The sequence below is a fragment of the Dyadobacter sp. BHUBP1 genome (assembly GCF_050587785.1).
Taxonomy (GTDB): domain Bacteria; phylum Bacteroidota; class Bacteroidia; order Cytophagales; family Spirosomataceae; genus Dyadobacter.
Genome location: NZ_JBOBIH010000002.1, coordinates 199,730 through 212,468, shown reverse-complemented (window position 1 = coordinate 212,468; position 12,739 = coordinate 199,730). Strand labels below are relative to the sequence as shown.

General features: G+C 49.4%; 10 protein-coding genes. 4 read left to right on the top strand and 6 right to left on the bottom strand.

What is annotated here, in order from left to right; translation table 11 throughout:
* The 3 genes from ACQ4MZ_RS07655 (at position 1) to ACQ4MZ_RS07645 (ending at position 3,462) form a co-directional block, all read left to right on the top strand.
* Positions 1–2,484 carry a glutaminase domain-containing protein gene (locus ACQ4MZ_RS07655; protein ID WP_430844044.1) on the top strand — a complete coding sequence of 828 codons (2,484 nt, stop codon included), beginning with the start codon at positions 1–3 and terminating at the stop codon, positions 2,482–2,484.
* 215 nt (positions 2,485–2,699) lie between these two features.
* Complete coding sequence (locus ACQ4MZ_RS07650; protein WP_430844043.1) at positions 2,700–3,101, top strand: hypothetical protein; 402 nt, start codon at positions 2,700–2,702, stop codon at positions 3,099–3,101.
* A gap of 1 nt (position 3,102) precedes the next feature.
* Positions 3,103–3,462 carry a helix-turn-helix domain-containing protein gene (locus ACQ4MZ_RS07645; RefSeq protein WP_430844041.1) on the top strand — a complete coding sequence of 120 codons (360 nt, stop codon included), beginning with the start codon at positions 3,103–3,105 and terminating at the stop codon, positions 3,460–3,462.
* A 91-nt stretch (positions 3,463–3,553) separates the two neighbouring features.
* On the opposite strand, the gene ACQ4MZ_RS07640 is transcribed toward ACQ4MZ_RS07645, so the two are convergent.
* Positions 3,554–3,931 (bottom strand): DUF2625 family protein, encoded by a 378-nt coding sequence (locus ACQ4MZ_RS07640; RefSeq protein ID WP_430844039.1) that lies wholly within the window; start codon positions 3,929–3,931, stop codon positions 3,554–3,556.
* Positions 3,932–4,187: 256 nt separating this feature from the next.
* On the opposite strand from ACQ4MZ_RS07640, the gene ACQ4MZ_RS07635 reads away from it, so the two are divergent.
* Positions 4,188–4,427 carry a hypothetical protein gene (locus tag ACQ4MZ_RS07635; RefSeq protein ID WP_430844038.1) on the top strand — a complete coding sequence of 80 codons (240 nt, stop codon included), beginning with the start codon at positions 4,188–4,190 and terminating at the stop codon, positions 4,425–4,427.
* A 201-nt stretch (positions 4,428–4,628) separates the two neighbouring features.
* Here ACQ4MZ_RS07635 and ACQ4MZ_RS07630 read toward each other — a convergent pair whose 3' ends face one another.
* From ACQ4MZ_RS07630 to ACQ4MZ_RS07610, 5 genes are all read right to left on the bottom strand, one after another.
* Entirely contained in the window at positions 4,629–7,751 is a 3,123-nt protein-coding gene (locus ACQ4MZ_RS07630) for an efflux RND transporter permease subunit (protein ID WP_430844037.1), read from the bottom strand.
* A 25-nt stretch (positions 7,752–7,776) separates the two neighbouring features.
* Positions 7,777–8,829, bottom strand: coding sequence for an efflux RND transporter periplasmic adaptor subunit (locus ACQ4MZ_RS07625; RefSeq protein ID WP_430844035.1), 1,053 nt, complete (start codon positions 8,827–8,829; stop codon positions 7,777–7,779).
* Positions 8,830–8,891: 62 nt separating this feature from the next.
* A complete protein-coding gene (locus ACQ4MZ_RS07620) occupies positions 8,892–10,223 on the bottom strand; it encodes a TolC family protein (protein ID WP_430844033.1) in 1,332 nt (443 codons plus the stop codon).
* Between the two features lie 84 nt (positions 10,224–10,307).
* Positions 10,308–10,775 (bottom strand): MarR family winged helix-turn-helix transcriptional regulator, encoded by a 468-nt coding sequence (locus ACQ4MZ_RS07615; RefSeq protein ID WP_309980608.1) that lies wholly within the window; start codon positions 10,773–10,775, stop codon positions 10,308–10,310.
* A 157-nt stretch (positions 10,776–10,932) separates the two neighbouring features.
* The gene (locus ACQ4MZ_RS07610) at positions 10,933–12,402 is read right to left on the bottom strand and encodes a M48 family metalloprotease (RefSeq protein WP_430844031.1); all 1,470 of its coding nucleotides are present in this window, start codon (positions 12,400–12,402) and stop codon (positions 10,933–10,935) included.
* Positions 12,403–12,739 lie beyond the last annotated feature (337 nt).

The window sequence follows — 12,739 nt, the reverse complement described above, 5'->3', positions numbered from 1 at the left end:
ATGCCCAAACGCTGGCTTACCGCGCTGACATTACTCACAACTTCAACGATTTTTGCCCAATCCATCCGGCCGCCAGCCACGCCGCTGGTAACCATCGACCCTTACACCAGTGTATGGTCGTTCGGCGACGAGCTCGCTGGCTCCGTCACCAAACACTGGACCGGCAAACCCCATCCGATGGACGGCCTCATCCGTGTCGACGGCAAAGCCTACCGCTTTATGGGGGTTGCTACCGCTGAAATGAAGACCATCCTGCCGACTGCCAAGCAGGAAGCTTACAACGCCAAATTCACGACCACTAAGCCGGATCCCAAATGGTGGTTCAAAGAGGGCTACAATATCAGCACCTGGAAGCAGGGGCCCGCGCCATTCGGTACGCATGAGCGCAACGATGCTATGCTCAAAGGCGGCACAGAATTCCCAAAAGAGCTCTGGTACCGGCGTGATTTCAACCTTACTAGCGTCGATTTTGAAAAACCTGTCCTGAATATCTTCCACGACGACGACGTGCAGGTTTTCATCAACGGCGTGCCTGCATTCGACTGCGCGCCCTGCTACACAAGCGATTACGAATTCAAACCGATGAGCCCAGCGGCCGTGAAGGCTTTGAAAAAAGGCAAAAACACATTGGCCGCTTATGTAAAAAATGGTGCAGGACCGGGCTATATCGACATTGGCCTGGCAGATGAAATCGCCCCCAAAGGTGCAGAAGCCGTTGCTCCGGCAAAACAAACTGGTTTGGAATTGAAGGCTACGCAATCGATTTACCGTTTCGATGCAGGTCCGGTGAAACTGACCGTCCGCTTTGTGGCGCCTTTGATTTTGAGAGATCTGACTTTGTTATCTCGTCCTGTAAATTATGTTGTATATGAAGTCAAATCAGCAGACGGCAAACAGCACGATGTGAGTATTCTCCATTCGGTCTCCGGCCTTTGGGCTACCAACGATGCCAGCCAGTCGGTACTGGGCAAAGAAGCCAACCGGGATGGTTTGACTACATTATCTCTGGCTAATTCCGTCCAAAATCCGCTAGCCAGAAAAGGCGACGACGTCCGCATTGACTGGGGGCAGGCCTATCTCTCCGCACCACAAAGTACAGTGAAAGGTTCTGCGATCGGGATCTCAACAGATATTGTTAAAGAGTTTGCCTCCAAAGGCACACTTAGCGTCGATCAGGCCGGTGCCGCTCCTGCGGATACCAAATCAATGGGTTTAATATTGAATGCAGGAAAAGTAGGAGCTGAGAGCAAATCGCTGCATGCATTGCTGGCTTATGATGATGGCTATTCGGTACAATATTTCGGCCAGAACCTCCGCCCATGGTGGAACAAGGATGGCAACAAAACCATCGCCGGTGAATTGAAAAGCGCGGAAACCGATTTTACTAAAATTCTTCAAACCTGCGACGATACCGACAAGGCGATTTACGACGACGCATTCAACGCCGGCGGCAAGCAATATGCCGAGCTTTGCGTGCTCGCCTACCGCCAGGCCATTTCAGCACACAAACTCGTTGCAGATCCAACCGGCACGCCGCTGTTTTTCTCGAAAGAGAATTTCAGCAACGGCTCCATTGGAACGGTCGATGTCACCTATCCATCGGCTCCATTATTCCTCCTTTACAACCCGACGTTGCTTAAAGGCATGATAGAACCCATTTTCCACTATTCCGAAAGCGGTAAATGGGCCAAACCTTTCGCCGCGCACGACGTAGGCACCTACCCGCTCGCGAACGGACAGACCTACGGCGAGGACATGCCCGTGGAAGAATCCGGCAATATGCTTATCCTCACCTACGCGATCACCAAAGCCGAGCATAACACTGACTTTGCCAAAAAGCATTGGAAAGTCCTCACCACCTGGGCTAATTACCTGAAAAAGGAAGGTTTCGATCCCGCCAACCAGCTCTGCACCGACGATTTCGCAGGGCATTTGGCGCGCAATACCAACCTGTCCATTAAATCCATTATGGGGCTAGCCTCCTACGCCAAACTTGCGGAGCAGCTTGGAGATACGAAGGAAGCCGCCGAAGTAAATGCATTAACCAAAGACTTCGCCCAAAAATGGATGCAAATAGCCGCCGACGGCGATCACTACGCATTGACCTTCGATAAAAAAGGCACCTGGAGCCAGAAATACAACCTCGTTTGGGACAAGCTGCTCGGCTTAAATGTATTTCCCAAAACCGTCGCCCAGAAAGAAATCGCTTACTACCTCACCAAACAACAGCCTTTCGGCCTGCCGCTCGACAGCCGCAAAACCTACTCCAAATCCGACTGGATCGTCTGGACTGCTACCCTGGCCGACAAACCCGACGATTTCCAGGCTTTGATCCTGCCTGTTTATAAGTATGTCAATGGGACAACAGACCGCGTTCCGCTATCGGACTGGCATGAAACCACCAATGGGAAGTCGGTCGGTTTTCGGGCGCGGTCGGTGGTTGGGGGTTATTGGATGAAGGTGCTTGGGGAGAAGTGGAAGTAGGCCATTTCTTCTTGTCATTAAGTCATGGGGGTCAGGAGTTGTCAATCGACAGTTGCTGGCCTTTTTTCTTGTCGTCTACTTAACCGTTTGCTCACTTATTCCTACACGCTACTCATTGGTAATTTGAAAATAGATTAATGTAAGCACACACAAGGCCTTATGCTGATACGAGCCGAATACCAGGCTTGACAAATATTAAGTTACAACTTAACTTTATGTCAAAATTCAGCATCCGTTTATCCGACAGGCTCGGACCTACAAGAATTAAATTGTATAAGCTTGTCATCAACAAATCGTGCCAGATCGACGAGTTTGAACACGAGATTTCGCCTGAGTCTACCTTAGCCAACGAAGTAGATAAGCTTTACAACATCCTGAAAAAGGTGTGTGATCTGAAAATGCTGCCTAAGACTATGTTTCGCCTCATTCACTCGAAAGAATTACCTTTCCAACTTTACGAAGCTAAAAGTAAGAATCTGCGCTTTTACCTGATTAAACTGGAAAAGACTGGCAAAGTAATCTTGCTCGGCGGCCGCAAGAATAACCAGAAAGCCGATCTGAAATATCTCATAAAGCTGGTAAATGACATTCATTCAGAAGGAGTAACTGCATATTAGTATGAAAAACCGCGAGGATCTTTTAAGGAGCCCTACCTATTGGTTGACAGATGTTCAGATTGAGGTTTTCAATCTGCTCAAAACTTACATGGAAGAGAACAACCTCACCCAAAAACAGGTCGCAGAGAAATTGAACGTTTCTCCTTCCTACGTATCCCAGATTTTGAATGGCAATTTCAACTTTACGATTTCCAAATTGATTGAACTCGCGTTACTCGTCGGAAAGGCTCCGATTATTCAGTTTGAAACAATTGAACAAATCATGAAAGCCGAAGCGGCGCAAATGCAAGCGGAAGTTAAGCCCAAGAGGAGAAAAGTTGCCAGTCAGGGTAATCCGGCTCCAAAGATTTCGGTCAATTAAACTGCTCATTTTGCTTCTGGAGTTTAAGTTTAGAAATCAACAACGAAACATCCGTTCGCCATCTAGCTTCCACCAATTGCATCGTCTGCGACTATGCCGGACTGCTCTCAGAAGCTTTAAGTTGAATGGTTCTTTGCCAGATGGGTAGTACCCTGCTTGGTCTTGCACTTCCCGAACCCAGGATGCCTAGCCAACCATGATCAATCAAAATTCCGCCACTCATGAATACGATTGCTCCCATAGGCGAGCGGGTCGTAACTTGAATATCGTACAGTGCCTGCCGCGCACGGAGGCTATCAACTGGTAATAGCTCAACTGGGTTTGTCGCCTTTTCAATCCATTCCAAAACCAAAGGCCAGCCTGGGTCTTCCTTGTTAATCAATGCTTCGACTGACCGCTGCTTTTGTTGCCCGAAAGCATTCATTTGGGTAATGATCAATAATGATGTAAGACAAATTTTGATTCTCAAATTGGTCGAAGCTTAGGTTAAACCGAAAAATACCAATTTTCGCGCATTCTTACCGTTTGAAAATTGCAATCGATTCACTTTGCATTTCTCCAAGTAGCTTCCCAACTTATACCCTCCTTAAACATTATCAATCATGAAAAAGCTACAATGTTTTGCCCTGCTATGGTGTGGGTGTTTCGAAAGTCCCCCGGACGCTGATAATGGCGTTAGGACACCTAATGCAGGGCATTTTCATTCATCCTAACACATTATCAACATGATAAAATCACACACAACCGAATCCGAGGATTCGGTATGCCTCGCTTATGGCAGGCAAGTAAAAGAACTGTTAAACGCAGGCAGCCCTACCGAAATGCTCGACCATCTCTGGTGCATTTACAGCGATGCAATGGCATTTCAACAGGAGGCCGGCTACAATCCGCGCGTTAGTGACATTTTTATGACTTTCCGGGAGCTGGTGTTCTTTATCCAACGCATTGAAAGCGTGAGGGTGTAACGAACCATCCCACGATTGTCTTACGGTGCGCGGCACCTTCCGATTTTTTTAATTTCATCTACAATTATTACGGCGCTCTGCGCCTGGACCATAAAGCCAGGCGCAGAGCGCCGTAATAATTGTAGCAGGTGCAGAGCACCCAAGATATTTATAGGTGCAGCGCACCGTAACATTGGGTCACGGTATGCCGCAAAGCGAATACTACGCCTCCAAAACCATCTCCTCTTTCACTTTCCGCTTCTTTCGCCCTGCAAACCGCTCCTTAATCTTATCTACCACGTAATATGCACTAGGAACCAGGAACAATGTCAGGAGAAGCGAGCTAGTCAAGCCACCGATAATCACCCAGGCCATACCATTCTTCACCTCGGCACCGTCGCCGGAGGCCAATGCGATAGGCAACATACCTGCGATCATCGCGATGGTGGTCATCAAAATCGGGCGGAGACGTTCCTTGCCTGCTTCGATAAGCGCTTCTTTCAACGCATATCCTTCTTCTTTCAACTGGTTGGCAAAGTCGACGATCAGGATCGCGTTTTTAGCAACCAGACCGAGGAGCATGATCATACCGACGATCGAGAAGATGGTCAAGCTTTCCATGGTCAATGCGAGGGCGGTCAATGCGCCTACGAGTGCAACCGGGATCGAGAAGAGTACCACAAATGGGTAAATGGTACTTTCGTAGAGCGCTACCATAATAAGGTAGATCAGAACGATACCAAGTAACAATGCCACTCCGAGGCTGCCGAATGCATCGGCCTGGTTTTTCAGGTCACCGCGGTATTCGATGCTGATGCCTTCGGGGAGCTTCACTTTCGCCATTTTGGCCTGAATATCGGCACCGATGGAACCCGATGGGCGGCCCACTACCTGCGAATTGATGGTGATCGACGACAGACGGTCGATGCGTTGCAGTACACTTTCTCCCATTCCTTCCTTCACGGTTGCGAATTGCGAGAGCTCGAAGGTCTTGCCCTGATTGTTCACGAAAGTTAGCTGACGAATGTCGTCGGCCTTCGAGCGGTCGAACTGGTCGAGATTAACCATAATATCGTACTCCTTGCCATTTTGCTTGAACTTCGAACGGTCATCGCCGCGGAATGCGGTTTGCAAGGTAGCCCCTACTTCGGCGGCATTGATGCCGAGCTGCGCCATTTTCTCGCGGTCGAGGGTCACGCCTACTTCCGGTTTCGGGTCGTCCACCGAGTAATCCACGTTGGAGGTACCCGGCACAGAAGAAACGATATCTTTCACTTGCGCGGCAGTTTTACGGATCACGGCCATGTCGGTACCTTTCACGGCTACCTGGATCGGCGCCTGGTTGGCATTACCGGTGATCGAGGTCGGGGCTACGGTCACTTTTACGCCCGGTATTTGCAGGATTTCTTTTTGAATACCCTGACCAAATTCCTCAGACGAAACAGTACGCTCTTTTTTATCTACTAGCTGAACCGTCAAATCGGCGATGTTGCTGTTGGAAGTGGTTCCCAAACCGGTACTGCTGTAACCTACGTTGGTAAATACTTTGGTTACCTCTGGTTTCGCCAAAAGAAGTTTCTCTACGCGCTGAGCAACCTGGTTGGTCTGATAAACGGACGCGGTAGGCGCCAGTTCAATCGACACATTCAACTCCCCGCGGTCGCTTTGCTGCATAAATGCTGCTCCCACGAATCCCCCCGGCACCAATGCGATGGAACCAACGATCAGGAAGATCGAAAGCAGGAAAATATAGCGTTTGTGCCCCAGTACCCATGTCAGAATCCGACCGTATTCTTCTTTGACATTATCCAGGAATCTTTCAAAGCCGAGGTTCAAACGGCCCCAAAGGCTGTTTTTATCCAAAACTTCCAGCTTGCCGAAACGTGAGGCGAGTAATGGGGTCAATGTAAATGACACGAGCAAACTCATCAATGTCGAGAATACCACCACCAGCGAGAACTCACGGAGAATGTTACCGATAAGACCCTGCGTCAATGCGAGCGGCACGAATACCACCACGTCCACAAGGGTGATCGCTAAGGCCGTAAAGCCAATCTCGGCCCGACCATCCAATGCGGCTTGCCAACGGCTCTTGCCCATTTCCATATGACGGTTGATGTTTTCCAACACTACAATGGAGTCATCGACGAGGATACCCACTACGAGGGAGAGCGCCATGAGCGTCATCAGGTTCAGCGAGAAGCCCATCAGGCTCATCAATATGAATGTCGGGATCATCGACGACGGCAGCGCCACCAGGATAAACATCGAGCTGCGGAAACTGTGAAGGAACAAGAGCATCACCACGGACACGATCAGTACCGCGAGGCCCAAGTCAAACACCACCGCATTGGCCGAAGCTAACGTATAAATGGATTGGTCGGAAGCAATATTGAACTTCAACCCTTGTGCTTCATATTGTTTTTCAAGACTCGTCAGGCGCTCGCGGGTGAGCTTGCTCACGTCCACTGCATTCGCATCAGATTGTTTCTGGATTTGCAATGCAACCGACGGACGGCCATTGATGTGGTTCACAGCCGTAGCATCGGCCACGCCGTCGTACACCTCGGCAATGTCACGCAGGAAGATCTGCCCACCGTTCGAGGATTTACCTACAATCACATTTCTAAGATTGGCAACAGTAGTGAGCTTGGCATCGAAACGGATAGACAACTGGTCTTCCTGCGTTTTCACCTGACCAGCCGGGTAGGAAGTGTTCGCATTGTTGATCGCAGCCGAAACCTGGCTGATCGACAAATGATAGGCCTTCAATTTATCCTGACTGATATTCACCTGGATCTGGCGCTCGGTACCGCCGATAATGGTCACCTGCCCCACTCCCGTCACGTTCGAAAGCTGCGGTTTCAGCTTGTCGTCGATCAAATCGTACAATGCAGACGGCGATAGGTTCGCAGTCACACCCATTCTCAAAACCGGAATTTCGTCGGTCGAGAACTTGTTGATGACAGGGCGATCGGCATCGTCGGGCAGGAGCGAAATCACCTGCTCCACTTTCCGTTGCGCCTCTTGCTGCGCCAGATCGACGCTAACGCCTTGTTTCAACTGAATAATTACAGATGAAACGCCTTCCTGCGAAGTCGAGTTGATCTGGTCCAGCCCTTCAATGGCCGATACCGCGTCCTCGATATGCTTCGTGACGTTCGTTTCGACCTCGTCGGCAGAAGCTCCGCGGTAGGTCGTCATCACGCTCACAACATTGGCCTCAAATTTAGGCAACAAGTTGTAAGACAATTGGTTGTAGCTAATCAAACCAAACAGTATCAGTACTACGAATACTACGGTTATGAAGAGCGGTCTCTTTACGGCTACTTCGGTAATTGACATAATTCTTTCAGTTTGCTGATGAAGATTATTTTGTAACGGTAACCGCAGCGCCTTCGCTCAGGTTGATCTGTCCGGTTGTAACCACTGTCTCGCCGGATTTCAGGCCGCTCAATACTTCCACGTTATCGCCTACTTCGCGGCCCACCTCGATTTTACGTTGCTTCGCCACACCGCCTTCCACCACGTACACATACGGGTTACGCACGCTCTCCACGAGCGCGCTACGTGGGATCAGGAGTGATTGTGTGCTGCTTTTTTGCTGAAATTCAACCGTTACGAATGTACCGGCTTTGAGTTCTGTCGAGTTTTTCACGGTAATTTCTACCGGGTAGTTATGCGATTCGTCGCCTTGCGGAGCAATGTAGGAAATCACGCCGTCGATTTTCTTGCCCGGGAAAATGCTGGTGCTCACCTGCACATGCTGTCCTTCTTTGAGCTTGTAAACATCATTCTCATTGATCATCACCTGCACTTTCAGGCGAGACACGTCGAGGATCGTTCCCAGCGAAGTACCCACGTTCACAAATTCTCCCGGCTCGATGTTCTTCTTTACAATGCGGCCACTGATCGGTGCCTGAATGGACGCGTCGCTGATCTGCTGTTTGATTTGCTCGGCCTGGTTCAAGGCGTTTTCGTAGTTGTATTTGGTATCGTTTACCTGAATTTCGGTGGCCGCATTACCTGCCAGCAATTTGGAATATCGGTCGGTATCCTTTTTCAGTTTATTGATATTCAACTCGGTAGCTTCAAGAGACAGCTCTTTCAGGCGGCTATCCACTTTCACGATGGTCGCGCCTTGCGCCACGTGCGAGCCGAGTTCGTATTTCACAGCCAGTACTTTCCCCGCTGCGGTAGCCATAATTTCAGCTTCTTTAAAAGGAATCAAACTACCCGTACGAATCAGCTGCTGATCGGCGCTCCCCTCCTGCACGGCAACGGCCGTTACCGGAATAGTCACATTTTTATTATCGGGCATTTTCTTTTTCTCGTCGATCTTCGCCTTGTTGGCAACAAGTCGCAAGCCGATCAGAACGCCGATGATGGCAATAGAGCCTATGATGATGAGTTTTCGCTTCATAATTTTGAATGAGTGAATGACTGAATGAGCCAGTGAGTGAATGTTTGTTGATGAAGTGTATTTTATGGTAATGCTGTGTAAAACTCGTTGAGACTGCCAGTTGACTGCTCCAATCCGAGTTTCGCTTGGTAGTAGCTCAGCATGGAATTGATATAGTTGCTTTGCGACTCTTTGTACGAAGTTTCGGCATTAAGGAGGTCGGTCAGCGGTACAGTGCCTTCGCGGTATTGGAGCGTGGTCACGTCGTACACTTCTTTTGCAAGAGTCACGTTGTTTTCGTCGCTGGCCAGGTTCGACTTCGCTTTTTGGAGCTGGGTCAATGCGTTGCTGTTCTGCAATTCGTAGTTCTGCACATTGAGTTTCAACTGCTCTTTTTGCGTCATCAGGTTCAGATCGGCCTGTTTGTATTGCGCATCGCGGCGGAAGCTGTCGAAAATGGGGACACTCACTTTCAAGCCGATAGCACCATAGCTGAACCAGTTGCCCCACGAGGCACCGAGGTCGTTACCCAGTGCCTGCACGCCATAACGGCCATAAACCGACACTTTGGGTAAATAACCTGCCTTAATGCGGGCTTTTTCCAGTTGCTGCAAATCCATATTCAGGTTCTGGATCTTGAAATCCGTCAGATTGGAAGCATCGAATGGAGTCGGCTCCACAATTTTGAATGGCTGGTCGAGCGGATTGTCTGCCAGCACGAGCTGGTCGCTCAGCGGCATACCCATCTGGAATTTCAGCTGGTTTTCGGCCAGTGTAAGGTTACTTTCTGCCAGTGTGAGCTGTGATTTGATATTGTTCAAATTCACCTGGGTGCGGTCGTAATCCACTTTCTTGATTACACCATTGTCGAGTTGCAGTTTCAATGTGCTCAGGATCTGGCTGGTTTTATCCAGGTTATCCTTCAAAAGCGCGATCTGCTGCGAGGTCACAAATACCTGGTAATAGGCATTGGCCACATTATATATGATGGTCTCTTTCGTCTTACGCGAGTTCAATGCGGCATTCTCCTGGTTCGGCTTGTTGGCCTGAATGCCCACCAGCAGCGATTGGTCGAAAATCACCTGGTCCACCTGCGCCGACGCATTGCTCTGGTATTTGGTACCCAGCGCCACGCGGCGGTCCTCTCCTCCGAAAAGCGCGCCCGGCAATACGGTGGATTGCAGTTTCAGGTTATCGTCGAGCGACGCGTTACCTGCCACTTGCGGCAGGTAACCCGCCAGCGCTTCCCGTCCCTGCTGCACAGCCGTACTTTCCTTATACTGAGCTATTTTAACATTCCCGTTATTCTTGATTCCATAGGCAATGCAATCTTTGAGCGTAAGGCGCGTCTGCGCCCAGCCCGGCGCCACTGAGGCGGCGACTGCGATGATTGCGGCTATCCATTTACTTTTCATTTGACCTGTTGTTGATTATTGTGGCTAATGATAGATAGTTGACGCCTCTACTGGTGATATATCAACTATTAAATTAAAAAAATATTATTTGTCTACTACTTTGACGACGCGGTCCAGATAACCAAGGAACGTCGTCCATTCCTGCTCTGTAAAATGCTCCATAATCTGGCTATTGAAAGCGATCGCCAATGACTGAATGCGCTCGCAGACAAACTTACCGCTTGGTGTAAGCGATATCAGGTTCTTTCTTTTATCCTCAATATCACTTTCAATTTTCAGGAAACCATCCTTGTGCAAAGTCTGCACAGAGCGCTGGATTCCCGCTTTATCTTTTTGCAAAATATTGGCAATGTCCTGCTGCGTGCGCGCCTGTTCCTGGAAATATACAACCATCAGGATAGGCAGCTGCTCAGCCAGCACGGGTATTCCTTCATTGACGAGCTCCGCATTCATTTTCTTGAAAACCGTCTTCGTCACGGCTCCCAATTTAAACTGCAAGGAGTTCTTCAATTCTTCTCTAAGGTTCTGCCAGCTATCTATATTTGCGCTCATGATGATACAAAGGTATATTGTGTTGATATGTCAACCAAATTTTAAAGTGAAAAGTTTCTGGTCTCTGGACTAGTGGTAGAATGGTCAGGATGAACGGTGAACAAAAAGAGCGGCGACATCGATCGTGCCACCGCTCTCATTATTTTGAAAGTATATTTTACCTTCCTAATGTCTTGAACAAAGTACCCTTTGTCACCTTGTCGGTCAGCGCCATTCCGTTCAGGATCGCGAGTTCGTCGAGTTTGCCGTCAGGCTGGTTGTTGTCTTTCAGCAAGTCCCGGAGTGTAGCTTCACGCTGAGCGGTTTTAATGCGAATGCGTTCCGGCTGGCGGTTGAGGATATTCTGATCCGAAACCGATTTGAAACCCTGCGCCACCGAGCGGAACTGGCCCGCATTCGCCGCAAAATTGCCCGCTGAAGCCACGCCGTGAATGGCGTAAATGTTGCCGCCATACTGGATCAGCCAGGTAGCAACTTGTATCGTGTTGGCTGTTGCAGCCGCTGCCTGGCCGTTCGCATCCTGCTCCGCCTGCTGCGACACCATCGCGATCGCCGGGTTACCGTTAATGCTAGCCTTATTGTTCTCGATGACTTTCAAGCCATAATTCTTCACCACTGCCTGAGCCGCTTCCTCCAATGTCTTACCCTGCGCCAGCGTGAACAGCATCATGGATTTACCGTCCTTCGCCGCCATCTGAAACTGTATCGGCGAGTTTTCATATTGCCACCCGCTGGGCACCGGGAACTGGAATTTCAGCGACGGATGATAGAAAGTGTTATTTTCCACAAATCCCTGCTGCGGGTCGTTGCCGTAAATAATGCCATCGATCTTACGCAGATAAACATCCCGGTTGACAGTGTACTTGCCCGGATGTGCAGTCTGGTACTCGGCTGCCAGCTTGCCCACCTTCTGCATCCTGTCGCCCGGATCGGGGTGCGTTGACTGGAACGTAGGAATGGCCTGGCCTGCTTTTTCAGAAATCCTTTTGAGTGTACCAAAGAAATCGGCCATTTCTTTGGCATCATACCCGATTTTACTCGAATAATCGACCCCTATTTTGTCAGATTCGGTCTCGTGGTCACGGCTGTAACTCAAAAAGAGCAAGCCCAGCGCCTGCTGCGCCTGCTCGCCCATCGCGCGTACCTGCGGGGAAAGGATCATCCCTGCCGCAAGGCCTACCTGACCAAAGATCTGTGAAGTCTGCTGCCGCGCTGAGTGACGAGCGGTGATGTGCCCGATCTCGTGCCCGAGTACGCCGGCAAATTCGGCTTCATTGTTGAAATGCGCCATAATTCCCCTGGTAAAATATACGTAACCGCCGGGCACTGCAAATGCGTTGACGACCGGAGAGTCCACGATGAAGAACTTATAAGGTAAATCGGGCCGGTGCGAAATTTTCGCCATAGCCATACCCTTTTCGTTGATGAAGGATTGCAGGTTTTTATCGTCGTAAATGCCCATCGTGGCTACAATAGACGGGTGCGATTCGGCTCCGAGGGCGATCTCTTTCTCTTGCGACATGAAGACGATCTCTTTTTTGCCCGTCACCGGATTTTTGGAACAACCTGCGAGCATTCCAGCCGCCACAAAAGCCGGCAGAATGCGAAATGCGTATTTCATTTTCATAAAATTTGAAAAATGACTTGAATGAAGGAGATGGTCAAAATTAAATGTTCTCTTGATTTATATGCAAAGAATCATGCCAAATAGTGACTTCAGATGCTGACCGACCTCCGATGGTATGATTTTGAATGGTTGTGCGTGAAAGTCATTTATGGCCAGGTGTTGTCATGCATAGTCAGTGAACAACCAATGACAACACCTGGCCATACATGACAATACATGACAATGCCCGACAGCGAAACGCTATTCGGCGGTCAAAGAAAAATATTTTCCATTCGGCTCGCATATTATCTAAATTACGTCTTCGTCCGCAACCCGGGTGGTAAAAAACTTTTAAAAC